The organism is Brachybacterium subflavum, assembly GCF_009299795.1.
Lineage (GTDB): Bacteria > Actinomycetota > Actinomycetes > Actinomycetales > Dermabacteraceae > Brachybacterium > Brachybacterium subflavum.
Genome location: NZ_VIGP01000003.1, coordinates 331,668 through 355,870, shown reverse-complemented (window position 1 = coordinate 355,870; position 24,203 = coordinate 331,668). Strand labels below are relative to the sequence as shown.

Below are 24,203 nucleotides of genomic sequence, written 5' to 3'. Positions count from 1 at the left end.
TCGAAGGCCCCCGATCTGCACTGCAGATCGGGGGCCTTCGCCGTGCGAGGAGCCGTACAGACGAGCGCCCGCACCGCCGTGCGTCGGATCAGGACTGCGCAGGATCGGCCCCCTGCGCGAGCGCGCTCCGTGCGGCCTCGCGCATCGGCTCCAGCGGTGCCCTGGATATCCCCAGCATCGAGCGCAGCTGCATGTCCGCTTGGTGCACGAGCATCTCGAGGCCGCTGGCGACCTCTCCCCCGTGCCCTGCGACGACCGCCGCGAGCGGAGCCGGCCAGGGATCGTAGAGAGCGTCGAGGAACACCGGCGGGACGGCGCCGATGCCCTGCCTCTGCCAGTCCTCGGCGACGCGCCGGGCGCCGTCGATCGCGAGGGCGCTGATCACCGCGTCGGCGCCGAGCAGCTCTCGGCTGCGGGGGAAGGGCACCTCGCGGCTGCCCATGCCGAGGTCGCGGGCGAGGGTGCGCAGGGGCACGAGCTTCTCGGGGCTGCGGGCCGTCAGCAGCACCTCGGAGGCACCGAGGCGTGAGGCCGCCGCGAGCGCCGAGACCGCCGTCGCCCCCGAGCCCAGGACGCCCACCGTGCGGCAGGTGCTCAGGGAGTGGTCGCCGAGGGCCGCGACGATGCCGTGCACGTCGTGGTTCTCCGCCCGCCAGTCGCCGGACGGCGTGCGCACCAGGGTGTTCGCGATCCCCAGCATCCGCGCTGTCGTGTCGCGGGAGGACGCGAGATCATGCGCCTCGACCTTGCCGGGCATCGTCACGCTCAGCCCCTGCAGATGCGCGCCCTCCCCCGTGGTGAGGAAATCGCGCAGCTGTCCGGAGGGGACGTCGAAGCGACCGTACTGCGCGTCCGCGATGCCCAGCGCGCGGTAGGCGGCCGTGTGGAGCACCGGCGAGAGAGAGTGAGCGATCGGCGAGCCGACCACGGCGAAGAGCCGCGGTCCGTGCCCGGACCCGCTCATCCGTCCGCGTCCTTCGACGCCGCCCGCTGCTTCCACTCGGCCACGTTCTTCTCGTGCTCGGCGTAGGTGTCGGCGAACTTCGTCTCGCCCGTGCTGGTGTCCACGGTCACCCAGTACAGCCACTTGCCCCGGGGCGGATCGGCCGCTGCCTCGAGGGTCGCCTTCCCGGGGTTCGAGATCGGGCCGACCGGCAGGCCCTCGTGCAGATAGGTGTTGTACGGGCTGTCGGTCTCGCGCTGCTTCGGCGTGGTGGAGATCGAGTCGCTGCCCGAGAAGTAGGCGACCGTGGAGTCGAGCTGCAGCTTCATGGGCTTGCCGTGGGCATCGCCCGCCCCCTCGAGGCGGTTCTCCAGAGTGCGCACCACACGGCCGTAGTCGTCGGGGTCGCGCGCCTCCTTCTCCGCGATCGACGCGAGGGTGAGCACCTTCACGCGGTCCTCGGGGGCGACGCCGAGGTCGTCGAGCTCGGTCTCCATCCGCTCCCACATCATGGTGAGGACGTCGCCCGCGGAGGCATCCTCGGGGATGTCGTAGCGCCCCGGCCACAGGTACCCCTCGGGGCTGTCCGCCTTGTTCTTCGGGATGCCGTAGTCGGTGTAGTCCTTCGCGGCCTTCTCGAAGTCCTTCTCCGGGATCCCGGTGGTCTTGGAGACGCGCTCGAAGATGTCCTTCATGCGCATGCCCTCGGGGATGGTGACGCGCAGACCCGTCTGGCTGGAGGGATCCAGGAGCGCCTCGAGCGCCGAGGCAGAGGACATCTTCGTGTTCACCCGGTACGAGCCGGGCTGGATCTTGCTGGCCTCCTGGCTGGTGCCGAACAGGCGCACGAAGGGGGGCGCGGACTTGATGACGCCCTTGTCCGTGAGGGTCCTGGCGATGTCGGACCCGGTGTCGCCCTCGGAGATCTCGATGACGACCTCCTCGTCGCTGCCGGTGCCCGTGTAGTCGTCGTCCTGCGCCTGGCCCACGCTCACGTTCCCGCGCAGCCAGGAGTAGCCGTACACCGCACCGGCCCCCACGGCCAGGACGACCACGAGCACCAGCAGGACGGGCAGGATGTGCAGGGGCGAGCGGCGCTTCTGCTCGTGAGCGAAGCCGTCGAAGGGGTGGGCATCGCCCTCGTGGTCCTCGACCTCCTCATCGGACTCGTCGTCCTCGTGGTGGGGGTCGACGGTCTCGTGGTCGTCGTGGTCGTCGTGGACGTCGTGGACGTCGTGGACGTCGTGGTCGTCGTGCTGCTCGACGTCCTCGCGACGGGCGTCGGCGGCGAGTGCGGACGCGGGTGCCGCTTCGTCGTCGTCCGGCCCTGCCTCGTGGTCGGCGGGCTCGTGGTCGGGCGCCGGGGCGCCGTCCTCGCCCCGGCGCACGCGCAGCGCGTGACGGGCCTCCTCGAGCGCGCGCCGCTGCTCGTCCGAGCGGCCCGGGGCGGCGCCGGCGGTCGGCGCGCCGGGCTCGGCGGCGGGATCCGCACCCGGCTCGGCGGCGGGATCGATCCGGCGGGCGCGTCGGCCATGGGGACGCGGCCGACGCACATGGCGCGAGCCCGCGGGATGCTCCGGCGACTCGCGGTCGTCCTCGCTCATCGGCCCTCTCCCTCGGTGTCCGGCGCGGCCTCGAGCAGCTCGCCGGGGGCGCGCCCCGTGCTGCGCTCGACCTCCAGCGCCTGCTGCAGGATCATCACCGCCGCCACCTGGTCCACGACGGACCTGTGCCGGCGGCCCTTCCGCCCGGAGCGATGGAGGGCCTGGTGCGCCGTGACCGTGGTCAGACGCTCGTCGACGAAGCGGATCTCGGCCACGATGCCCTGCGCGCGCAGGGCGTCGGCGAGCTCGTCCGCGAAAGCACGCGCCTTCGCGGCGGCCGGCCCCTCCTGCCCGCTCAGCGAGCGCGGAAGCCCGACCATGATGGCACGGGCCTCGAGCTCGCGGGCCTGCGACACGACGCCCGCGACCGCCCCGTCCCGCGGCAGGGTCTCGACAGGCGTGGCGAGCAGGGCGTCCAGATCGCTCCGGGCGAGGCCCACCCGCACGTCCCCGACGTCGACCCCGAGCCGCACGAAGCGACGGGGGGCCTCCTGCGGATCCTCGGGCATCAGGCGTCGGCGCCCAGCGCGGCGGCGATCGCGTCCAGGGCCTGCGAGGTGCGCTGCGGATCGCCGCCGCCGCCCTGGGCCATGTCGTCCTTGCCGCCGCCGCGGCCGCCCATCGCCTCCGCACCGGCCCTCAGCAGGGCACCGGCGCGACGGCCGGCCTCGCGGGCGGCCGCGTTCGTCGCGACCACGAGAGCCGCCTTCGACCCGTCGGCCCCGACGACGGCGACCACGGCCGGGGAGTCCTCGCCGAGCCGGTTGCGCAGATCCTGGACCAGGGTGCGCAGGTCGCCCGCGGCGATGCCCTCGCCCGCATCGTGCAGGAGCAGGCGGGTGCCGCTGATCGTGCGGGCGCTCTCCACGAGTCGCCCGGCCTCGGCCTGCAGCTGGGCGCCGCGCATGGCGGCGAGCTGCTTCTCGGTGTCCCGCAGGCGCTGGGTCAGCGAGCGGACCCGCTCGGGCAGAGCGTCGGCGCCGACGTTCATGATCTCCGAGAGCTGGGAGACCAGCGCCTTCTCCTTGGCCTGGTGGCGGTAGGCGTTCAGACCCACGAGGGCGTCGACGCGGCGCACGCCCGACCCGATCGAGGACTCCCCGACCAGGTTGACGGAGCCCAGAGCACCGGTGGTGGGCACGTGCGTGCCGCCGCAGAGCTCTCGCGACCAGTCCCCGCCGATCGAGACCACGCGCACGATATCGCCGTACTTCTCGCCGAACAGTGCCTGGGCGCCCAGCGCCTTCGCCTCGTCGATGGGCATCTGGGCGTCGGTGACCTCGAGCTCCTGCTGCAGCAGGGTGTTCACGCGGCCCTCGACCTCCTCGAGGCTGGACTTCGGGACGGCCTGGCCGAAGCGGAAGTCGAAGCGCATGCGCCCCGGCGAGTTCTCGGAGCCGGCCTGGGTCGCGCCCTCGCCGAGCTCCTCGCGCAGCGCCTGGTGGACCATGTGCGTCGCGGTGTGCGCGCGGGCGATCGCCCCGCGGCGCTCGAGATCGATCGTCGCGATCGCGCTCTCCCCGGGGTGAGCCTCCCCCTCGACGAGGCGGCCGCGATGCACGGGCAGTCCCTTGACGGGCGCCTGGACGTCGTCGACCTCGATGATCCCGCCGCCGGTCAGGGCGATGCGGCCCTGGTCGGCGAGCTGGCCGCCCATCTCCGCGTAGAACGGGGTGGAGGCGAGCACGACCTCGAGGTCGGCCGGGGCCCGGACGGTGTCGACGAGCGCCCCGTCGACCAGGACGGACTCGAGCGTCGTGGCGACCGAGGACTCGGTGTAGCCGAGGAAGGGCACGGCCTCCCCGCGCTGGCCGAGCAGCCGGTTGTAGAGCGCGGTGTCGGTGTGGCCGGTCTTCTTCGCCGCGGCGTCGGCGCGGGCGCGCTCGCGCTGCTCGGACATGGCCGCGCGGAAGCCGTCCTCGTCGACGCTGAGGCCCACCTCCTGCGCCATCTCCAGGGTCAGGTCGATCGGGAAGCCGAAGGTGTCATGCAGGCGGAAGGCGTCCTCGCCCGCGATGCTGCGGCCGCCCTGCTCGCGGACCCCGCCCACGAGCTGGTCGAAGATCGTGGTGCCCGAGGCCAGGGTGCGCCGGAACGCCTCCTCCTCCGCGTAGACGACGTCGCTGATGCGCGAGAAGTCGCTCTCCAGCTGCGGGTAGGACTCCTTCATGACGTCCTTGGAGACCGGCAGCAGCGCGGGCATGGAGGGATCGTCGTAGCCGAGCAGGCGCATCGAGCGCACCGCGCGGCGGATGAGGCGGCGCAGCACGTAGCCGCGGCCCTCGTTGCCGGGCTTCACGCCGTCGGCCACGAGCATCAGGGCGCTGCGCACGTGATCGGCGACCACGCGCAGGCGCACGTCGTCCTCGCCGTCGGCGCCGTAGACGCGTCCGGAGAGCTCCTGCGCCTTCTCGATGACCGGGAACACCTGGTCGATCTCGTACATGTTGTTCCTGCCCTGCAGGATGTACGCGAGACGCTCGACGCCGAGGCCGGTGTCGATCGACTTCTGGTCGAGCTCGCCCAGCAGCGGGTAGTCCTTGCCCTTGCCCTCGCCGCGCAGGAACTGGTCGAACACCAGGTTCCAGATCTCGATGTAGCGGTCCTCGGCCTCCGGGGACCCGGGCCACTCGGGAAGGACGCCGCGCGGCGCATCGGGCCCGAACTCCGGGCCGCGGTCGTAGTGCCACTCCCCCGTCGACCCCGCCGGGCCGGGCTGGCCGGTGTCCCAGCAGCTCTCCTCCCAGGGCAGGCGCACGATGCGCTCGGCGGGGAAGCCGACGACCTCCACCAGGTGATCGAAGGACTCCTGGTCCTGCTCCCACAGGGTGATCCACAGGCGCTCGGGATCCAGCCCGTACCCGCCCTCGTCCTGCGAGCCGGTCAGCAGCTCCCAGGAGAAGTCGATGGCGCCCTTCTTGAAGTAGTCGCCGAAGGAGAAGTTCCCGGCCATCTGGAAGAAGGTGCCGTGGCGGGTGGTGCGCCCGACGTTCTCGATGTCATTGGTGCGGATGCACTTCTGCACGCTCACGGCCCGCGTGTACGGGGCCTTCTCGGTCCCGACGATGTACGGGATGAACGGGACCATGCCGGCGATCGTGAAGAGGATCGACGGGTCGGAGGAGACCAGCGATGCGCTGGGCACGACCTCGTGCTGCTTCTTCGCGAAGAAGTCGAGCCAGCGGCGATGGATCTCGGAGGTGCGCATGGAGGTCGGGGTCCTTCCTGGGCCGCCGCGGGGGCGGAGTGGGCGTGGGGCGCGGGATGTCGTGCGGGCCGGATCGACGGGAGCCTGCCCGAGGACGACGAAGCCCCGGTCAGGGTACGTGAAGCACACCTGCCGGGGCACGTTCCGGACGGGTCAGGGCCCGCCCGGGACGACGTCGTCGCGAAGGGTCAGCGAGCGTAGTACTCGACGACCATCTGGACCTCGCAGGTCACGGGGACCTCGGAGCGCTTGGGGCGCGCCACGAGCTTCGACTTGAGCTGGTCCAGCTCCACCGACAGGTAGGAGGGCGTGGCGGCGAGGACGTCGCTGTTGCCCCCCTCTGCGGCGATCTGGAAGCCCTCGACGGCCTGCGAGCGCGGCTTGACCTGGATGGTCTGCCCGACCTTCACGCGGTAGGAGGGGCGGTCCACGATCTTGCCGTCCACGAGGATGTGGCGGTGGGAGACGGCCTGGCGGGCCTGCAGGGTGGTGCGGGCGAAGCCGGAGCGCAGGACGAGCGCGTCCAGGCGCATCTCGAGCAGCTCGACCATGCTCTCACCGGTCAGGCCGGCCTCCTTGCGCGCATCGAGGTAGATGCGGTGCAGCTGCTTCTCGCGCAGCGCGTACTGAGCGCGCAGACGCTGCTTCTCCTTCAGACGCACCGCGTAGTCGGACTCGGTGCGGCGGCGGGCACGGCCGTGCTCGCCCGGGGGGTAGGGGCGCTTCTCGAAGTACTTGACGGACTTCGGGGTGAGCGGGAGCCCGAGGGCTCGGGACAGGCGCGCCTGGCGACGCGCGCGGGTGACGTTGGTCACGAGGTATACCTCTGTTCGCGTGGTGTGAATCCAGTAAGGCAGCCGCGGATTCAGCAGCCGAGTCTATCCGGGCCCCGACCCGCCCTCAACTCACCTGCGCCGATGTCACGCCCTGAGGGCTGTGGAGTCGGTCACGAGGAGGGGTCCTCCCCGCGGACGATGCGCCGCAGCTCGGGGAGGCTGCGGGCGATCGGGCCCTCCGCCCCGCGCGCGGTCGGCTCGTAGTAGTGGGAGTCTGCGAGGTCGTCGGGAAGGTACTGCTGTCGCGCCACGCCGTGCGGGGCGTCGTGCGCGTACCGGTAGCCCTCGCCGTGGCCCAGGGATTCCGCTCCCCCGTAGTGGGCATCGCGCAGGTGCGCGGGGACCGAGGCACCCTTGCCCGCCCGCACGTCGGCGATCGCGGCGTCGAGCGCCTGGTAGGAGCGGTTGGACTTCGGGGCGGTCGCGATGTGGACGACGGCCTGGGCGAGGGGGATGCGGCCCTCGGGCATGCCGAGCATCTGCACCGCCTGCATCGCCGCGACGGCGACCTGCAGGGCCTGGGGGTCGGCCATGCCGACCTCCTCGCTCGCGGCGATCACCACGCGCCGGGCGATGAAGCGCGGGTCCTCCCCGGCCTCGATCATCCGTGCCAGGTAGTGCAGGGCGGCGTCGGGATCCGAGCCGCGCATGGACTTGATGAAGGCGCTGGTGACGTCGTAGTGCTGGTCGCCGTCGCGGTCGTAGCGCAGGGCCGCGCGATCGACGGCCTGGGCGAGGGTGTCGGCGTCGACCTCGTGGGCGCCCTTCATGAGGGCCGCGCCGGCCGCCGCCTCCAGGGAGGTCAGGATCTTGCGGGCGTCTCCCCCGCCGAGGCGCAGCAGGGAGGAGCGGGCGTCGTCGGTCAGCGTGATCTCGCCGCCGAGCCCGCGCTCGTCGGTGAGGGCCCGCTCGACGAGCTCCTCGAGGTCCTCGGTCGCCAGCGACTCGAGCGTCAGCACGATCGAGCGGGACAGCAGCGGAGAGATCACCGAGAAGAAGGGGTTCTCCGTGGTCGCGGCGATCAGGGTGACCCAGCGGTTCTCGACGCTCGGCAGCAGCGCGTCCTGCTGGGACTTCGAGAAGCGGTGCACCTCGTCGACGAACAGGACGGTCTCGCGTCCCGTGGTGCGCAGGCGCGAGCGCGCCCGGTCGATCACCTCGCGCAGATCCTTGACGCCCGCGAGCACGGCGCTCACCTCCACGAACTCGCGGTCACCGGAGGTCGCGACGACATAGGCGAGGGTGGTCTTGCCGGTGCCTGGCGGACCCCAGAGGATCACCGAGGCGGGGGCGGTGCGGGCGTCGTCGGCCGCGACGAGCCGCCGCAGCGGACTCCCGGGATCGAGCACCTTGTGCTGGCCGACGACCTCCTCGAGGCTGCGCGGCCGCATGCGCACGGCCAGCGGCGCGCGATGGTCCCGGTTGCCCTCGGAGAGCGTGCGCGGCGCGGGCGCATCGCCCGCGAGCGTGAAGAGATCCTCCTCCATCGCTGCGCTCCCTCCTCTCCAGGATGCTGGTCTGCTCCGCGCCGTCGCGCCCGCGCCGTCGCGCCCGGGCCGTCGGCGCCCGCGGGCTCAGTCGCGGCGGCCCCGCCGCCCCCGCCCGAGGGCGCGGCCGATCCGTCCGGGCCAGGCCGGGCCCTCGTAGATGAGGGACGTGTAGCCCTGGACGAGGTCGGCGCCGGCGACGAGGCGCTCCTGCACGTCCTCGGCGGTGACGACGCCTCCGCAGCTGATGATCGTCATCTCCGCGGGCAGCTGCTCGCGGAGGATCGCGAGGACCTCCCGCGAGCGGTGGGCGAGGACGGGCCCCGAGAGCCCGCCGGCGCCGATGCGCTCGATCCGGTGACGTGCCGTGCGCAGGTCCCGAGGCCGGTCGATGGTCGTGTTGGTCGCGATCACGCCCGCGAGTCCCAGGTCCCGCGCGAGGGCGGCGACCGCGCGCACGTCCTCGTCGTGCAGGTCGGGCGCGATCTTCACGAGCACCGGCACCTCGCGGCCCAGCCGCGAGCCCACGGCTCCGGCCTCCTCGAGGACCGCGGCGAGGATCGGGCGCAGCGCGTCGGTCGACTGCAGGTCGCGCAGCCCCGGCGTGTTGGGGCTGGACACGTTGATCGCGAGGTACGAGGCGTAGGGCGCGAGCGTGCGTGCGCTGAAGCGGTAGTCCTCGGCCGCGTCGGCGAGCAGCGTCGCCTTGGTCTTGCCGATGTTCACGCCGATCACGGCGCGCTGCCCGCGCTCGGTGCGGCGCACCAGGGCGAGCCGCTCGGCCGCCGCCGCCGCTCCGTGGTTGTTGAAGCCCATGCGGTTGACCAGTGCACGGTCGGCGAGCAGGCGGAAGGAGCGCGGGCGCGGATTGCCCGGCTGCGGCTTCGCCGTGACGGTCCCGACCTCGACGTGCCCGAAGCCGAGGTCCAGCAGGCCGAGCGGGACCTCGGCGTCCTTGTCGAAGCCGGCGGCGAGGCCGAAGGGCGTCGGGTGCTCGTGCCCGAGCGCGTGCACGGGTGCATGCCCGCGACCCAGGGGGCGCGGGGTGCCGAACAGGGTGCGCAGCGCGAGATGCCCGCCGGGGACCGCCTGGGCGAGGCGCAGCGCCTGCACCGTGAGGCGGTGCGCGCGCTCGGGGTCCAGGCGGGTCAGCACGTGGTCGAAGAGCACCGCGTAGGGCCGCAGGGCGCGGGGCGGGGCGCCGGCCGGGACCGGGCGGGCCGACGTGCGGGAGCGGGGGTCCGGGGTCGAGGAGGTCACGCGCTCACCGTACGTCCTGCGTCGGACGTCCCGCGCGCGGCTGCACGGCGGTGCACGAGCAGGTAGACGATCGCGACGATCGGCAGCAGCAGCGGCACGAAGCCGTAGCCCGAGCCGAAGTGCGACCAGACCGTCGAGACCTCGAAGAGGCCCGGCGCGAAGGTCGTCAGCGAGCCGACCACGAGGATGCCGACCAGCTCGATCCCGCACACCCAGAGCGCTGCACGCGAGCGTGCGCCCCGTCGGACCAGCAGGACCGTCACCACGACATATGTGAGGGCCGAGACCAGCGAGAGGGTGTATGGCAGCGGGGCCTCGGTGAACTTCGCGGCGAGCTCGTAGGTCGCGCGGCCCGTCGCCGCGAGGGCGAGGATGCCGTAGACGACGATGAGCAGCGTCGCGAATCCCCGCTCCCGCCGGCGCACCGACCCCGTGGGGTCGACGGCGCCCCGGCGGGACGGGTCGCGGCGGTCCGGGCCGTCGGCGGGCGCAGGTCCGGCGGATGCGGGACCTGTGGACGTGGGATCGGTACTCATGCGGGGCCTCCGGGCCAGATCTGGGGCAGACGCATCTGCAGGACGAGCTGGGTGATCGCGGCCAGGGCGATCCCGGCACTGCCCCAGCGGGTGCGCTCGGTCGCTCCCAGCCAGGCGGCCCCCAGCGGCATCACGAGACCGGTCAGCAGGTAGCCGTACAGGGTGATCCGATCCGGCGCGGGACCTGCCGTCATGTCCCGATAGGCCCACACCAGTCCCTCGAGCAGCCAGACGAGCATGATCGCGGCCGGGCCGGCGAGCAGCAGGAAGTCCGCGGCGAGCGACTTGGCGACGTACAGGAGGGCCAGCGCGGCGGTGAGGCCGGACAGCGCGTACACCGCGACGGCGAGCACGCCCACGCCCACTCCTGTTCCGCGATCGCATGGTGCGCGATCGCCTGCCGCCGACGGATCCGAGGTCCGGGCGCCGACCGGTCGAAGGGCCGCGGACCTCCGCATACGATAGAGGAATGGTCTCCATCACCACATCCCCCAGCACAGTTCAGTCCGTCACGGCCGACGTCCTGGTCCTCCCGGTCCTCACGGGCGAGGAGGGCGCGGGCCCCGCCGTCGTCGGCCTTCCCGAGCTCTCCCCCGTCCTCGTCGCCGTCGGCGGATCCGGCGCGCAGGACGAACTCACGCGCCTGCCCTCGCCCGAGGGCGTCGCCGCGTCCACGGTGCTGCTCGTGGGCCTGGGCGCGCGCAGCCTCGCCGACGCCGACGCGGTCGTCCTGCGCCGCGCCTTCGGCGGTGCGACCCGCTCGCTGGGCGGCGTGGGCAGCGCGGCCGTGGCCGTGCCGGGCGGGACGGGCGAGCAGCTCGCCGCCGCGGCCGAGGGCTCGGCGCTCGGCGCCTACTCCTTCACCGCGCACAAGTCGGATGCGTCCTCGTCGTCCGCGCCCCTGCAGCAGATCGTGCTCGTCGCGGACGAGGGGACGGCGGACGACGGCGCGGCAGCGGCCGCCGAGCGCGCCGGCATCCTCGCCGAGGTCGTCAACGTGACCCGCGACCTCGTCAACACTCCGCCGAACCTGCTCTACCCGGAGTCCTTCGCGCAGCGCACCGCCGAGATCGCGGCCGACCTCCCGCTCGAGGTCAGCGTGCTGGACGAGGAGCAGCTCGCTGCGGGCGGCTACGGCGGCATCGTCGGCGTCGGCCAGGGATCGGCGCGCCCGCCGCGCCTCGTGCGCGTGCGGTACGCGCCCGAGGGCGCGGGCGAGCACGTCGCGCTCGTGGGCAAGGGCATCACCTTCGACACCGGCGGCATCTCGCTGAAGCCCGGCCCCGGCATGGACGACATGACGTCCGACATGACCGGCGCCGCGACCGTCCTCGCCGCGACCGTCGGCGCCGCCCGCCTCGGACTCCCCGTGAAGGTCACGGCCTTCCTCGCCATCGCCGAGAACATGCCCGGCGGCGGCGCCCAGCGTCCGGGCGACGTGGTCACCATGCGCAACGGCCGCACCGTCGAGGTGCTGAACACCGACGCCGAGGGCCGCATGGTGATGGCCGACGCCCTCGTCGACGCCGTCGCCGAGGAGCCCGACCTGGTGATGGACGTCGCGACCCTCACGGGCGCGGCCGTGGTCGCGCTCGGAGACCGCACGGCCGCCGTGATGGGCACGGACGAGGCGCGCACGGAGGTGCTCGCCGCCGCCGACGTCGCCGGCGAACCCTTCTGGCCGCTGCCCTTCCCCGAGGAGCTGCGGGCGGGCATCGACGGCCGGGTCGCGGACCTGCGGAACATCGGCGCGGGCCGCTCCGGCGGCGCGCTCACCGCAGGCATCTTCCTGCGCGAGTTCGTGGGCGGCACGCCGTGGGCCCATCTGGACATCGCCGGCCCCGGCTTCGCCGACTCCCCGCAGGGGTACATGGGCAAGGGCGCGACCGGCATGAGCGTGCGGACCGTGCTCGCGGTGCTCGAGTCGCGCGCCCGCTGATCCCCGCCCCGGCGCATCCGGCGCCGGGCGGCCCCGCCGCCGGTGAGACGTGCCCGACCCCACCGTGCTCGGCCCCCGAATCCTGCCCACCCCGGGCAGGGAGGTGGCCTAGCATGGTGGGGTATGGGCACGGCCGCCACGGCCCGTGCCGGTTCGGACGACCCGAGGGAGCTCACCGGTGACGGAATCACCCACTGACCAGTTCGACATCGTCATCCTCGGAGGCGGCAGCGGCGGCTACGCGGCCGCGCTGCGCGGCGCGGAGCTCGGCAAGAGCGTCGCGCTCGTCGAGAAGGACAAGCTCGGCGGCACCTGCCTGCACCGCGGCTGCGTGCCCACCAAGGCCCTCCTGCACGTCGGCGAGGTCGCCGACAACGCGAAGGAGGGCGGCACCTTCGGTCTCGCCATCGACGTCAAGGGCGTGGACGTCCCGCAGATGCTCGGTTTCAAGGACAAGGTCATCGGACGCCTGTACAAGGGCCTCCAGGGCCTCGTGAAGAGCCGCAAGGTCGAGTACGTCGAGGGCTTCGGCCGCCTCACCGGCCCCAAGACCGTCACGGTCGAGACCGAGAACGGCACCCGCACCCTGACCGGCGAGAACGTCGTGCTCGCCTCGGGCTCCTACTCGAAGTCGCTGCCCGGCCTCGAGCTCGGCGGCCGCGTGCTCGACTCGGAGGCGGCGCTGCAGCTGACCGAGATCCCGAAGAACCCGATCATCCTGGGCGGCGGCGTGATCGGCGTCGAGTTCGCCTCGGTGTGGAAGTCCCTCGGGGCCGAGTCCGTGACGATCGTGGAGGGCCTCCCCCACCTCGCGGCGAACGAGGACGAGTCGCTCTCCAAGGCCCTCGAGCGCGCCTTCAAGAAGCGCGGGATCGCCTTCTCGCTCGGCATCTTCTTCGAGAAGTGCGAGCAGACCGACACCGGTGTGAAGGTCAGCCTGGCGGACGGCACCGTCTACGAGGGCGACTACCTCCTGGTGGCCGTCGGCCGCGGGCCCAGCACCAAGGACCTCGGCTACGAGGATCAGGGCATCGAGATGGACCGCGGATTCGTGCTCGCGAACAAGGAGACCCTCGAGACGAACGTCCCCGGCGTCTACGCCGTCGGCGACATCGTGCCCGGCCTCCAGCTCGCCCACCGCGGCTTCCAGCAGGGCATCTTCGTGGCCGAGCGCATCGCCGGCCTGAACCCCGCCCCGATCATCGAGTCCGGCATCCCCCGCGTGACCTACTGCGAGCCGCAGCTGGGGTCCGTCGGCCTCTCCGAGAAGCAGGCCAAGGAGGAGTTCGGCGACGAGGGCGTCGAGACCTACGAATACGGCCTCGGCGGCAACGGCAAGTCCCAGATCCTGGGAACGACGGGCTTCGTCAAGCTCGTCCGGGAGAAGGACGGCCCGGTCGTGGGCGTCCACATGATCGGCACCAACATGTCCGAGCAGATCGGTGAGGCGCAGCTCATCGTCAACTGGGAGGCCTACCCCGAGGACGTCGCCTCCCTCATCCACGCCCATCCCACGCAGAACGAGGCCCTGGGCGAGGCGCATCTGGCGCTCGCCGGCAAGCCTCTGCACGCCCACGCCTGAGCCGCCCCCAGGAGGAGAAGAACATGTCCGAAACCGTGAAGATGCCGGCACTCGGCGAGTCCGTCACCGAGGGCACCGTCACCCGGTGGCTCAAGTCCGTCGGTGACACCGTCGAGGTCGACGAGCCGCTGCTCGAGGTCTCGACCGACAAGGTGGACACCGAGATCCCCTCCCCCGTCGCCGGGACGATCGAGAAGATCCTGGTCGAGGAGGACGAGGACGCCGAGGTCGGCGCCGATCTCGTCCTGATCGGCGACGGCTCGGGCTCCGGGGACTCCGACTCCGGCGACTCGGGTGCGAGCGAGGAGGCGTCGGAGAACGGCGGCGAGGACCTCGCCTCCGACGAGACCGCAGCCCCCTCGACCGAGCAGTCCGCCTCCGAGCAGCCCGCCACCTCCGGCGACTCCGAGACCCCGCAGGACGAGGGCTCGGCGGATCAGGCCCCGGCCGGCGGCTCCGCGAGCGGCACCGAGGTGTCCATGCCCGCGCTCGGCGAGTCCGTCACCGAGGGCACCGTCACCCGGTGGCTCAAGTCGGTCGGCGACAGCGTCGACGAGGACGAGCCGCTGCTCGAGGTCTCGACCGACAAGGTCGACACCGAGATCCCCTCGCCCGTCGGCGGCACGCTCCTCGAGATCCGGGTCCAGGAGGACGAGGACGCCGAGGTCGGCTCCGTGATCGCCGTCATCGGCGACGCCTCAGGCGCCTCCTCCGCCCCGGCCGCCCCGGCGGCCGCTCCCCAGGAGGAGCCCGCGCAGAAGGCGGAGGAGGAGCCCGCGGAGAAGGCCGAGCCGAAGCCCGAGGAGAAGGCGGAGTCGAAGCCCGCTGAGAAGGCTCCCGAGCCCGCCCCGGCACCCGCTGCCGCGCCCGCCGCGCCGTCGAGCCCGGCTCCGAAGGCCGCCGATGCCGTCTCCGGCGCCGAGGCCTCCGGGTACGTGACGCCCCTCGTGCGGAAGATGGCGGCCGATGCGGGCGTCGACCTGTCCACGGTGACCGGCTCCGGTCTCGGCGGCCGGATCCGCAAGCAGGACGTCCAGAAGGCGATCGACGAGCAGAAGGCGGCGTCCGCCCCGGCCGCGGCGCCCGCCGCCGCTCCGGCATCGGCGGCCCCGTCGGGCCAGGCGCCCAAGGTCGAGGTCTCCCCGCTGCGCGGCACCGAGGAGAAGATGTCGCGTCTGCGCAAGATCGTCGCCTCGAGGATGGTCGAGTCCCTGCAGACGCAGGCGCAGCTGACCACGGCGGTCGAGGTCGACATGACCCGCATCGCGAAGCTGCGCACGCAGGCCAAGGACTCCTTCGCCCAGCGCGAGGGCGCCAAGCTGACCTTCCTGCCGTTCATCATGCAGGCGGCCGTCGAGGCGCTGAAAACGTACCCGAAGCTGAACGCGGAGATCGACGGCGACGTCATCAGGTACCACGGATCCGAGAACATCGGTATGGCCGCGGACACCGATCGCGGGCTCGTGGTCCCGGTCATCAAGAACGCCGGCGACCTGAACCTGGCGGGCCTCGCGCGCCAGATCGGCGAGCTGGGGTCGAAGGCCAAGGGCAACAAGCTCGGTCCGGACGACCTCCAGGGCGCGACCTTCACGATCACGAACACGGGCTCCGGCGGCGCCCTGTTCGACACTCCGATCGTGCCGAACCCGCAGGTCGGCATCCTGGGCTGCGGCACCATCGTCAAGCGTCCCGCGGTGATCACCACCGAGGAGGGCGACGAGGTGATCGCCGTCCGCTCGATGATGTACCTGTTCCTCTCCTACGACCACCGCCTGGTCGACGGCGGGGACGCAGCGCGCTTCCTGTCCTTCATGAAGCAGCGCCTCGAGGGCGGGGCCTTCGGGTCCGAGCTCGGCCTGTGACGGTCTGATCCGCTGCGGCTGATCCGCCGCGGCGGACCGCACCGCGAGAGCCCGGCACCGTGATCGGTGCCGGGCTCTCGCGCGTCTCGGGGCGTTCCTGCCGGGCGCTCGCGGACTAGGCCTCGACGGGGCCTGCGGCGCGCACACGCCAGCTGCCGTCCTCGCGGACGAGGTCGAGGACGACCTCCTGCTCGCCGGCTGCGGGCCGCACCACGACCGCGCCGTCGCTCGTGGTGAGCCGCAGCTCGCCCTGGTCGAGCGTGGCCCGGACACGCGCAGTCCCTTCCTGCTCGTCGAGCTGCTCGATCTGCGCGCTCGTCACCGTCGGCCCCTCCCCCTCCACCTCGACGTCGTGGTAGGCGTCGCGCAGCGCCTCGTCCTGCGCGGCGGCGGGACCGCCCTGGGCGCACACGGTCGTCTCCGCCCGTCCCGTCACGTAGCGGTGGCGGCCGAGTGCGAGCTCCTGCACGAGCGCACGGGGGTCCTCGATCCCGGTCGCCCCTGCCACGGGCGCGTCGGCGGAGGAGGCGGCACCGGAGGACGCCGTGGTCTCAGTCGCCATCGGAGTCCCGGATGGGACCGGGGACGCGATGGGTGCCGGAGCGTCGCGGTGGACCAGTGCGGCGCCGACTGCTGTCGCGCCGCCCCCGAGCACGAGCACGGCGGCAGCGGCCACGAGCACCATGCCGCGCCGCGGAACCCACCGGCGCGGGCGCCGACGGCGGAGGAGATCGCCCCGTCCGCGCGCCGGGCGCCGCCCGTGTGCGGATCCCGGCGAGAGGCTCCGTGGTGCGGCATCGGGGGCCTCGGGGCCGAGGATCCCCTCGTCGGACACGAAGGCCTGCGTCGGGTCCGTGCCGCGTGCGAGACGCGCGCGCCACCCCTCGGACCACGCCGGGGGCGGGGCGGGGACGGGAAGGGGCGGAGCGGCCGGTGACTCAGGAGAGGAAGCAGCGGACACGACGGGAGGAGACGATGCGGTGTGCGCCGGCGCAGGAGAGGCGGTCTCCTCCGCGGCGAGGGCCGTCGAGTCTCCTGGGAGCGTGTCGAGCCGCCTGCGCAGCGTGCGACCCTGATCCTCGAGCACGGAATCGAGCCAGTGCTGGTCCTGCATGCGCGCGCCCACCGATCCCTCGCGCCGCAGCGCGCGCAGGTCCGAGATCACCACCGTGCCGTCGGGCCTCGCCCCCAGCCCCGCGCCGGGCGCCAGCCCGACCACCCACCCGCGCGCATGCAGTGCGCTCACGAGTGCTTCGAGGTCCTCGCGGGCATCGTGCAGCGCATGCCGTTCGAGCGTGGGCGGTGTCGCCTCCTCCGGCTGGGCCCGGCGCCTGCCGCCGCCCAGGCGCAGCGGAGCATGCGGCTCCAGGAGCAGCCCGGCCGAGTCCCCGCCCCGCAGCCGCGGCGCCGCCCTCACCCCGTCATCGCCGAGGGCGTCCAGAAGGCGTGCGACGTCCCGCAGATGCACCCTCTCCTCGCGAGTCGTGGCGCGCACCCGGCACATGCGCCGCCCGTCCCGCTCGACCAGCAGCACCTCCTGGTCGCCGTGCGAGGAGACGACGGCGAGCACGGACTCGGCCGGCTCGTCTCCTCCGGTCGCGGGCTCCTCATGCGCAGTCATGCGCACAGTGAACACCTGCGCGCGGCCTGCCCCACCCCGTCATCCACAATCCGCAGGCAGCGGGGCGAGGGCGCGATCCGTCGGAGCCGCGCAGGGCGGGTGCTGGACGCGTCCGTCGGCCGGGCACCTCGGCGGTACGCTGGAGGGCGTGCTCGACGTCATCCGCCTCGGTTTCAGCGAAGATCTCCCCGGAGGGGACCAGCACGAGGAGTTCGGGCTCCCGCCGGGCCCCGTCGAGTACCACGCCGCCTGGGACGTGCAGAGGCAGGTGCACGCCGATGTCGTCGCCGGCCGTCGGCCCAACTCGCTGATCCTGCTCGAGCACCAGAGCGTCTTCACCGCCGGCAAGCTCACGTCCGAGAACGAGCGCCCCCGGGACGGCGCCCCCGTGGTCGACATCGACCGCGGCGGCAAGATCACCTGGCACGGTCCCCAGCAGCTCGTCGGATACCCGATCGTCACCCTCCCCGCGCCGATCGACGTCGTCGGGTTCGTGAGGGCGCTCGAGCAGGCGCTCATCGGCGTGGCCGCCGCGTTCTCGCTCGAGACGGTGCCGGTCGAGGGCCGCAGCGGCGTCTGGGTGGTGCGCGAGGGCGAGGAGGACCGCAAGCTGGCCGCGATCGGCATGCGCGTCTCCAAGCGGACGACGATGCACGGCTTCGCCCTGAACTGCGCGAACGATCTCGCCTGGGCCGAGAACGTCATCCCCTGCGGGATCGAGGACGCCGGGGTGACGAGCCTGAGCGCGGAGCTCGGCCGGAGGGTCCCGGTGGCCGAGGTCATCGACGTCGCCGAGGCCGCCATGGGCGAGCTCGTGGCGGAGCGCACGTCGCCGCGCTCACGCTGACGCGGCCGCCCGGCGTGTGCGCCACTAGACTGGAACGACACCGCGAACGGAGGAGGAACGCGTGACGATCGCTCCCGAGGGACGCCGTCTGCTCCGCGTCGAGGCGCGCAACGCCGAGACCCCCATCGAGCGCAAGCCCGAGTGGATCAAGACCCGCGCCGTGATGGGCCCGGAGTACACCGCCATGAAGAAGCGGGTGCACGGCCGCGGCCTGCACACCGTGTGCGAGGAGGCGGGCTGCCCCAACATCTTCGAGTGCTGGGAGGACCGCGAGGCCTCGTTCCTCATCGGGGGTGATCGCTGCACGAGGCGCTGCGACTTCTGCGACATCGCGACGGGCAAGCCCGATCCGCTGGATCCGATGGAGCCGTTCAAGGTCGCCGAGTCGGTCAAGGAGATGGGCCTGCGCTATTCGACCATCACGGGCGTGGCACGCGATGACCTTGCCGACGGCGCCGCCGGGCTGTTCGCCGAGACCTGCACGCAGGTGCACGCGCTGAACCCCGGCTGCGGGGTCGAGTTGCTGATCGACGACATCAAGGGCTCGGACACGGCCCTGCAGAAGGTCTTCGACGCGCGCCCCGAGGTCTTCGCGCACAACCTCGAGACCGTGCCGCGGATCTTCAAGCAGATCCGCCCCGCCTTCCGCTACGAGCGCAGCCTCTCGGTGCTCTCGATGGCGAAGTCGGCCGGCATGATCACGAAGTCGAACCTGATCCTCGGCATGGGCGAGACGCCCGACGAGGTCGTCGACTCGCTGCAGAGCCTGCACGACGCCGGCTGCGACATCATCACGATCACGCAGTACCTGCGCCCCTCGAAGCTGCACCACCCCATCGACCGCTGGCTCAAGCCCCAGGAGTTCGTCGAGCTCTCCGAGTTGGCCGAGGACATGGGCTTCCTCGGTGTCATGGCGGGCCCGATGGTGCGCTCCTCGTACCGCTCGGGCCGTCTGTGGGCGCAGGCGATGAAGAAGCTCGGCCGCGAGATCCCCGAGAACCTCCGGCACCTCGACCAGGACACCCCCGCCCGGCAGGAGGCGGCGAGCGTGGTCGCTCGCATGTCCGCCGCGCAGGCGGGCTGACATCTCGATTAGGAAGAACCATGGCACGCACCAAGGACACGGACGCCACCGCGACGAAGCCCAAGAAGCAGGGCCGCATCAAGCAGATGGTGGAGGTCTTCAAGGTCACCCAGGAGGCCGACCGCACGACCCTGCCCTGGATGATCGGCGCGCTGGTCGCCTCGATCCTCGTACTGACGATCCTCAGCAAGCTCATTCTGGGCATGATCTGGTACGGGATCTTCCTGGGCATCGCCGTGGGCCTGCTCGCCGCGATGTTCATCCTCGCGCGCAAGGCGGAGTCCGCCGCGTTCAACCGGATCAAGGGCCAGTCCGGCGCCCCGCTCGCGGCCATGCAGTCCATCCGCCGCGGCTGGAACGTCGAGGAGGAGCCCGTGCAGATGGACCCGCGCTCGCAGAAGATGATCTTCCGCGCCTCCGGCCGCGCGGGCGTCGCGATCGTCGCCGAGGACGGCTCGGGCCCCTCGATGAGGATGCTCGACAAGGAGACCCGACGGGTCAAGCGCGTGCTGAACAACGAGCCGATCCCGATCCACCGGATCGTCGTGGGCGACGGCGAGGACCAGACCCCGCTGCACAAGCTCCCCTCGTACATGACGCGCATGAAGAAGACGCTCACCAAGGATGAGTCGGCGGCCGTGGGCAAGCGTCTCGCGGCTCTCACGCCCTCGCTGCGCACCGCGGTCCCCAAGGGCATCGATCCCACGCGCACCCGCGGCGTGAGCAAGAAGGCCATGATGCGCGGAGGGCGCTGAGGCCTCCCTCCCCAGCGCTCACGTCCGAGCGCGTCCCGCGACCACCCGGCGCCCCCGCCGCCCTGCCGTCCACGACGGCACGGACGGCGGGGGCGTTCGCGTGCCATGAGGGAGCGCGGGGCCGCGCACGCCGTGCCGCGTCGTCCGCGGAGCCGGTCGTGATCGGTTCGGGCCCAGGCCGTTACCGTTCCGTGATATTCGTTATCCAAACGTGATGTGAATGGAAATGCAGGTCAGAACGTTGATTCCAACGGCTGGTGGGCAGCGAGGGGGCCGGGTCGCGAGTGTCGGGAGGACCGCGCCGAGCGCGTGAGGGCAGGCCGTGCGGAGGAAGGTTGCGCCCTCCCCCGTCCCCGCCGGTGCCGTGACGGACACGCGGGCATCCACGCCGGTTCCGCGGCATCGCGGTCGCGCCCCCGGGGCGGCACCCGGGGCCGAAGGGTCTCTCAGGCGCGGACGACGGCCGTCGCTGCGGCCACGTCGTGCAGGGGCTGGCGATCGCGGTTCCAGATGATCCCCGGGACCACCAGGAGCAGCAGCGCGGTCCGCAGGAGGGAGCGCACGAGGATCGGCATCCGGCCCGCGACGGGTGTGACGCGCACGCGCATGACGAGCTGTCCGACGGTGAGGCCGAACAGGCTGATGAGCAGGATGTTCTCCGCAGCGAAGAGGGTGAGCGTGGCCATCGGCGCGCCCTTCGCGGTGAACTGCGAGACCAGCAGGCACAGCCCCCAGTCGATCAGCAGGGAGAGCACGCGGCGACCGAACGGCGCGACCGATCCCGAGCCCTCGGCCGGAAGCCCCAGACGGGAGCCGGGGACGTACTCGGCATCCACCGGCGGGCCCTCGAGCCAGGCGCCCAGATCCTTGCGTTCGATCACCGCCCCAGCCTACTGAACCCCTCTCCGTCGGCGGCGCTCGCATGCGCTCGCGAGGCCGTGAGAGCGGCCACGGGGACCGCTGCGAGAGCGGGTCGACCCGTCTGCAGGGCCCGCCGGCCGCCGTGCCGACGCCGTTCCGCGGCGCCGCCGGGGCCTCCGGCGGGCGCGGGGACCTCTCGGGCGCGCGTCCTAGACTTCGGGGAGCAGGGTCGCGGTCCGCCGCGATCCAGGACGGCGGTCAGCACCGCGCGCGTCGTCCGGTGACCGCCCCCAGGGGTTCAGCAGCGCATGCGGGAGCATGCGGATGGAGGAGACGTGTTCAGCAATCCCAGTGAGGCCATCAAGTTCATCGAGGAGGAGGGCGTCGAGTTCGTCGACATCCGCTTCTGCGACCTCCCCGGTGTGATGCAGCACTTCAACGTGCCGGCGAGCACCTTCGACGAGGACGCCATCGCGACCGGCCAGCTCTTCGACGGCTCGTCGATCCGCGGCTTCCAGGCGATCCACGAGTCGGACATGAAGCTCGTGCCGGATCTCGACACCGCGTACGTGGATCCCTTCCGCGAGCGCAAGACGCTCGTCATCAACTTCTCGATCGTCGACCCGTTCACCGATGAGCCGTACTCGCGCGACCCGCGCACCGTCGCCACCAAGGCCGAGGAGTACATGCGCTCCACGGGCATCGCCGACACCGCGTTCTTCGCGGCCGAGGCGGAGTTCTACATCTTCGACGACATCCGCTTCAAGACGGAGATGCAGGGCGCGAGCTACCACATCGACTCCGACGAGGCGTCCTGGAACTCCGACCGCGACGAGTCGGACTTCGGCGGCAACCAGGGCTACAAGACCCGTGTCAAGGGCGGGTACTTCCCGGTCTCCCCCAACGACCAGATGGCGGACCTGCGCGACGAGATGGTCGTGCGCCTGCACGAGGTCGGCCTGAACGTCGAGCGCGCGCACCACGAGGTGGGCACCGCCGGCCAGCAGGAGGTCAACTACACCTTCGACACGCTGCGCAAGGCCGCCGACGACGTCATGAAGTTCAAGTACGTCATCAAGAACTCGGCCTGGGAGAACGGCAAGACCGCCACCTTCATGCCCAAGCCCCTGTTCGGCGACAACGGCTCGGGCATGCACACCCACCAGTCGCTCTGGAAGGACGGCGAGCCGCTGTTCTACGACGAGCGCGGCTACGGCGGCCTCTCGGACCTCGCCCGCTGGTACATCGGCGGCCTCATCGAGCACGCCCCCTCGCTGGTGGCCTTCACCAACCCCACGGTGAACTCCTTCAAGCGCCTGGTGCCCGGCTTCGAGGCGCCCGTGAACATGGTCTACTCGGCGCGCAACCGCTCCGCCGCGATCCGCATCCCGGTGACCGGCACCTCCCCGAAGGCCAAGCGCCTGGAGTTCCGCGCCCCCGACCCGTCGGCGAACCCGTACCTGTCCTTCGCCGCGCAGCTGATGGCGGGCCTGGACGGCATCCGCAACCGCATCGAGCCGCCGGAGCCGATCGACAAGGACCTCTACGAGCTGCCCCCGGAGGAGCACGCGCAGATCAAGCAGCTGCCCGAGTCCCTCGGCGCCGCCCTGGACGCCCTCGAGGCGGATCACGAGTACCTCACCGAGGGCGACGTGTTCCCCCAGGACCTCATCGAGACCTGGATCAGCTACAAGCGCGAGAACGAGATCGACCCGTTCCGCTTCCGCCCCCACCCCTTCGAGTTCGAGCTCTACTACGACATCTGAGCCGATCCCTGCGGTGATCTGACGAACCGGCCCTCGACCTGCGGCGACGCGCGTCGAGGGCCGGTTCGTCGCAGTCGGGCACGATGGGCGGGGCGTGCACTCGATACGATCGCTCTATGCCCGAGCGCGTCCTCCCCTCTCGCACCCCGTACGCGCTCGCCCTGCGCTGGCTCGTGCACGGGCTGCTCTACCTGCTCGTGGTGGTCGTCGCCCTGCGCACCCTGGGCGATCTGCCCTCCGCGAGCGCTCTGGCCCGCCTCGTGCTGCTGATCGTGCTCGTGAGCGTCTACTCGATCGGGGCCCGCCGGATGGCCGGCCGCGGCGCCGACCACCGCGGATCGTGGCGCGCGCTCGGCCATCTCCTGCCCGCGATCCTCGCCTGGGCCGCGTGCCTCGCCCTCACCCCCGATGCGACGTGGATCGCCTTCGGGCTCGACTTCGCCGTCCTCTACGCGCTGCCGCTCGCCGGCGGCATCGTGGGTCTCGTCCTGGTCACGGGCATCGCCATCGCGGGCTTCGCCGCCTGGCAGGGCGCACTTCCGGTCGCCGGCGTCGTGGGCCCGGCGATCGGCGCCCTCGTGGCACTCGCGGTGGTGCTCGCGGTGCGCGCCCTCCAGGAGGAGATCGACGAGCGGACCCGCCTCGCGCGCGACCTCCTCGCCGCGCAGGAGGATCTCGCGCGCAGCCAGCGCGAGGCGGCCCGCGCCGAGGAGCGCACGCGCATCGCCCGCGAGCTGCACGACACCGTGGCGCAGTCGGCACTGTCCATCCAGATGCTGCTGGACGCCTCACGCACGGCCCTCGAGGCAGGGGACTCCCCCACTGCGCTCGGACACCTGGGCGAGGCCCGGAGGACGGCCGCGCTCACGAGCCGGCAGACCCGCTCCTTCGTCGACCAGGACGCGGCCGACGAACGCGAGGGAATGGGCCTCGAGGAGCGCCTGCGCGCCGTGGTCGAGGAGATGGCGCCCGCGGCAGATGTCGCACCCGTCGTCTCCCTCCGCAGCGAGCTCGACCCCGGAGCGGCGGCGCTCGTGCCGACGCGGACCGCGAGCGGCCTCGAGCGGATCCTGGGCTCGCTGCTGGGCAACGTCCTCCAGCACGCGGACGCCGCCCGCGCCGTCGCGACGCTCTCCGTGCAGGACGGCGACCTGATCCTCGACGTGGTCGACGACGGCGTGGGGATGGCACCGGAGAGCCCCGAGGGCGCCGCCGAGGGCTTCGGGCTGCGCACGGTGAGGGCGCGCGCCCGGGCGCTCGGAGGCGGCATGGCGATCGAGAGCTCCCCGGGTCAGGCGACGGCGGTGCAGGTCCGCGTGCCGCTCGGCGCACCTCCGCCCGCCGGGGAGGAGACGAGGACGACGGACGAGGAGGGAGAGCAGCGATGATCCGGATCCTGGTGGTCGACGACCATGCGATCGTGCGCCGCGGTCTGGTCTGGGTGCTCGACGCCCAGGAGGACCTGCAGGTGGTCGCCGAGGCCGACTCCCCCGAGGCCGCCCGCGACCGTGCCCGGCGCGGAGACGTCGACGTGGTGCTCCTGGACCTCCAGTTCACGACGAGCAGCCTGCGGGGCAGCGCCGTGATCCCCGACCTGCGCGCAGCGGAGGACCCACCGGCCGTCGTCGTGCTCACCACCTACGACAACGACCAGGACGTGCTCGAGGCGATGGAGGCGGGCGCCTCGGGCTACCTGCTCAAGGACTCCGCTCCCGAGGAGCTGGTGGCCGCCGTGCGGCGCGCCGCGCTCGGATCCCGGGTCGTCGACGCCCGGGTGCGCTCGCGCCTGGACCCCACGGGTCCCGAGGCGCTCAGCGAGAGGGAGCGGGAGGTGCTGCTGATGGTGGCCGCCGGTCGCACGAACGCGCAGATCGCCGCCGAGCTCTTCCTCTCCCAGGCCACGGTCAAGACGCACCTCGTGCACGTCTTCGACAAACTCGGCGCCGGCAGCCGCACCGACGCGGTCGCCCGGGCGCGGGCACGCGGGATCCTCAGGCCCGACGCCTGAGCCC

20 protein-coding genes are annotated in these 24,203 nt (G+C 72.4%); 9 read left to right on the top strand and 11 right to left on the bottom strand.

Features of this window, described 5'->3' with window-relative positions; translation table 11 throughout:
- Window positions 1-88: 88 nt before the first annotated feature.
- The 9 genes from FHG10_RS08700 to FHG10_RS08655 form a co-directional block, all read right to left on the bottom strand.
- Window positions 89-964 carry a shikimate dehydrogenase gene (locus FHG10_RS08700; RefSeq protein WP_152352921.1) on the bottom strand — a complete coding sequence of 292 codons (876 nt, stop codon included), beginning with the start codon at window positions 962-964 and terminating at the stop codon, window positions 89-91.
- Window positions 961-2,547, bottom strand: a complete 1,587-nt coding sequence (gene mltG, locus FHG10_RS08695) for an endolytic transglycosylase MltG (protein WP_193636243.1) — start codon at window positions 2,545-2,547, stop codon at window positions 961-963. The genes FHG10_RS08700 and mltG overlap by 4 nt, the downstream gene beginning before the upstream one ends.
- Window positions 2,544-3,056 (bottom strand): Holliday junction resolvase RuvX, encoded by a 513-nt coding sequence (gene ruvX / locus FHG10_RS08685; protein ID WP_152352920.1) that lies wholly within the window; start codon window positions 3,054-3,056, stop codon window positions 2,544-2,546. Before ruvX ends, mltG begins: the two co-directional genes overlap by 4 nt.
- The gene (gene alaS, locus FHG10_RS08680; protein ID WP_152352919.1) at window positions 3,056-5,755 is read right to left on the bottom strand and encodes an alanine--tRNA ligase; all 2,700 of its coding nucleotides are present in this window, start codon (window positions 5,753-5,755) and stop codon (window positions 3,056-3,058) included. Before alaS ends, ruvX begins: the two co-directional genes overlap by 1 nt.
- Window positions 5,756-5,943: 188 nt before the next feature.
- A complete protein-coding gene (gene rpsD / locus FHG10_RS08675; RefSeq protein WP_152352918.1) occupies window positions 5,944-6,570 on the bottom strand; it encodes a 30S ribosomal protein S4 in 627 nt (208 codons plus the stop codon).
- A 131-nt stretch (window positions 6,571-6,701) separates the two neighbouring features.
- The gene (locus FHG10_RS08670; RefSeq protein ID WP_152352917.1) at window positions 6,702-8,078 is read right to left on the bottom strand and encodes a replication-associated recombination protein A; all 1,377 of its coding nucleotides are present in this window, start codon (window positions 8,076-8,078) and stop codon (window positions 6,702-6,704) included.
- 87 nt (window positions 8,079-8,165) lie between these two features.
- Window positions 8,166-9,263: a quinone-dependent dihydroorotate dehydrogenase gene (locus FHG10_RS08665; RefSeq protein WP_152353203.1), complete on the bottom strand. Its 1,098-nt coding sequence runs from the start codon at window positions 9,261-9,263 to the stop codon at window positions 8,166-8,168.
- A gap of 71 nt (window positions 9,264-9,334) precedes the next feature.
- Entirely contained in the window at window positions 9,335-9,874 is a 540-nt protein-coding gene (locus tag FHG10_RS08660) for a hypothetical protein (protein WP_227488137.1), read from the bottom strand.
- Window positions 9,871-10,233, bottom strand: coding sequence for a hypothetical protein (locus tag FHG10_RS08655; protein WP_152352916.1), 363 nt, complete (start codon window positions 10,231-10,233; stop codon window positions 9,871-9,873). Before FHG10_RS08655 ends, FHG10_RS08660 begins: the two co-directional genes overlap by 4 nt.
- A 110-nt stretch (window positions 10,234-10,343) precedes the next feature.
- Here FHG10_RS08655 and FHG10_RS08650 point away from each other — a divergent pair, with 110 nt between their 5' ends.
- The 3 genes from FHG10_RS08650 to sucB all read left to right on the top strand — a co-directional run bounded on the left by FHG10_RS08650 (window position 10,344) and on the right by sucB (window position 15,257).
- On the top strand, window positions 10,344-11,813 hold the full coding sequence (locus FHG10_RS08650) for a leucyl aminopeptidase (protein WP_152352915.1): 1,470 nt from the start codon (window positions 10,344-10,346) through the stop codon (window positions 11,811-11,813).
- Window positions 11,814-11,991: 178 nt separating this feature from the next.
- The gene (gene lpdA, locus FHG10_RS08645; protein ID WP_152352914.1) at window positions 11,992-13,395 is read left to right on the top strand and encodes a dihydrolipoyl dehydrogenase; all 1,404 of its coding nucleotides are present in this window, start codon (window positions 11,992-11,994) and stop codon (window positions 13,393-13,395) included.
- A gap of 23 nt (window positions 13,396-13,418) precedes the next feature.
- Window positions 13,419-15,257, top strand: a complete 1,839-nt coding sequence (gene sucB / locus FHG10_RS08640) for a 2-oxoglutarate dehydrogenase, E2 component, dihydrolipoamide succinyltransferase (RefSeq protein WP_152352913.1) — start codon at window positions 13,419-13,421, stop codon at window positions 15,255-15,257.
- Window positions 15,258-15,372: 115 nt separating this feature from the next.
- Here sucB and FHG10_RS08635 read toward each other — a convergent pair whose 3' ends face one another.
- Entirely contained in the window at window positions 15,373-16,878 is a 1,506-nt protein-coding gene (locus FHG10_RS08635; protein WP_152352912.1) for a hypothetical protein, read from the bottom strand.
- Window positions 16,879-17,026: 148 nt separating this feature from the next.
- Here FHG10_RS08635 and lipB point away from each other — a divergent pair, with 148 nt between their 5' ends.
- From lipB to FHG10_RS08620, 3 genes are all read left to right on the top strand, one after another.
- Window positions 17,027-17,725 (top strand): lipoyl(octanoyl) transferase LipB, encoded by a 699-nt coding sequence (lipB, locus tag FHG10_RS08630; protein WP_152352911.1) that lies wholly within the window; start codon window positions 17,027-17,029, stop codon window positions 17,723-17,725.
- A gap of 61 nt (window positions 17,726-17,786) precedes the next feature.
- Window positions 17,787-18,809 (top strand): lipoyl synthase, encoded by a 1,023-nt coding sequence (lipA, locus tag FHG10_RS08625; RefSeq protein WP_152352910.1) that lies wholly within the window; start codon window positions 17,787-17,789, stop codon window positions 18,807-18,809.
- A gap of 20 nt (window positions 18,810-18,829) precedes the next feature.
- Entirely contained in the window at window positions 18,830-19,564 is a 735-nt protein-coding gene (locus FHG10_RS08620; RefSeq protein ID WP_152352909.1) for a DUF4191 domain-containing protein, read from the top strand.
- Window positions 19,565-20,010: 446 nt separating this feature from the next.
- Here the strand turns inward: FHG10_RS08620 and FHG10_RS08615 are convergent, their stop codons facing one another.
- Window positions 20,011-20,445 (bottom strand): RDD family protein, encoded by a 435-nt coding sequence (locus FHG10_RS08615; RefSeq protein WP_152352908.1) that lies wholly within the window; start codon window positions 20,443-20,445, stop codon window positions 20,011-20,013.
- Between the two features lie 315 nt (window positions 20,446-20,760).
- Between FHG10_RS08615 and glnA the strand changes: the two genes are divergently transcribed.
- The 3 genes from glnA to FHG10_RS08600 all read left to right on the top strand — a co-directional run bounded on the left by glnA (window position 20,761) and on the right by FHG10_RS08600 (window position 24,199).
- A complete protein-coding gene (gene glnA / locus FHG10_RS08610) occupies window positions 20,761-22,191 on the top strand; it encodes a type I glutamate--ammonia ligase (protein WP_152352907.1) in 1,431 nt (476 codons plus the stop codon).
- A gap of 116 nt (window positions 22,192-22,307) precedes the next feature.
- Window positions 22,308-23,579, top strand: coding sequence for a sensor histidine kinase (locus tag FHG10_RS08605; RefSeq protein ID WP_193636242.1), 1,272 nt, complete (start codon window positions 22,308-22,310; stop codon window positions 23,577-23,579).
- Window positions 23,576-24,199, top strand: coding sequence for a response regulator (locus FHG10_RS08600; protein ID WP_152352905.1), 624 nt, complete (start codon window positions 23,576-23,578; stop codon window positions 24,197-24,199). Before FHG10_RS08605 ends, FHG10_RS08600 begins: the two co-directional genes overlap by 4 nt.
- Window positions 24,200-24,203: the final 4 nt, after the last annotated feature.

Bases quoted from the DNA above. Each gene is read 5' to 3' on its own strand.
- FHG10_RS08605 (WP_193636242.1), top strand. From the start codon at position 22,308: ATGCCCGAGCGCGTCCTCCCCTCTCGCACCCCGTACGCGCTCGCCCTG.
- FHG10_RS08600 (WP_152352905.1), top strand. From the start codon at position 23,576: ATGATCCGGATCCTGGTGGTCGACGACCATGCGATCGTGCGCCGCGGT.
- FHG10_RS08635 (WP_152352912.1), bottom strand. From the start codon at position 16,878: ATGACTGCGCATGAGGAGCCCGCGACCGGAGGAGACGAGCCGGCCGAG.
- mltG (WP_193636243.1), bottom strand. From the start codon at position 2,547: ATGAGCGAGGACGACCGCGAGTCGCCGGAGCATCCCGCGGGCTCGCGC.
- alaS (WP_152352919.1), bottom strand. From the start codon at position 5,755: ATGCGCACCTCCGAGATCCATCGCCGCTGGCTCGACTTCTTCGCGAAG.
- FHG10_RS08620 (WP_152352909.1), top strand. From the start codon at position 18,830: ATGGCACGCACCAAGGACACGGACGCCACCGCGACGAAGCCCAAGAAG.
- ruvX (WP_152352920.1), bottom strand. From the start codon at position 3,056: ATGCCCGAGGATCCGCAGGAGGCCCCCCGTCGCTTCGTGCGGCTCGGG.
- FHG10_RS08660 (WP_227488137.1), bottom strand. From the start codon at position 9,874: ATGAGTACCGATCCCACGTCCACAGGTCCCGCATCCGCCGGACCTGCG.
- FHG10_RS08650 (WP_152352915.1), top strand. From the start codon at position 10,344: ATGGTCTCCATCACCACATCCCCCAGCACAGTTCAGTCCGTCACGGCC.
- FHG10_RS08670 (WP_152352917.1), bottom strand. From the start codon at position 8,078: ATGGAGGAGGATCTCTTCACGCTCGCGGGCGATGCGCCCGCGCCGCGC.
- FHG10_RS08700 (WP_152352921.1), bottom strand. From the start codon at position 964: ATGAGCGGGTCCGGGCACGGACCGCGGCTCTTCGCCGTGGTCGGCTCG.
- sucB (WP_152352913.1), top strand. From the start codon at position 13,419: ATGTCCGAAACCGTGAAGATGCCGGCACTCGGCGAGTCCGTCACCGAG.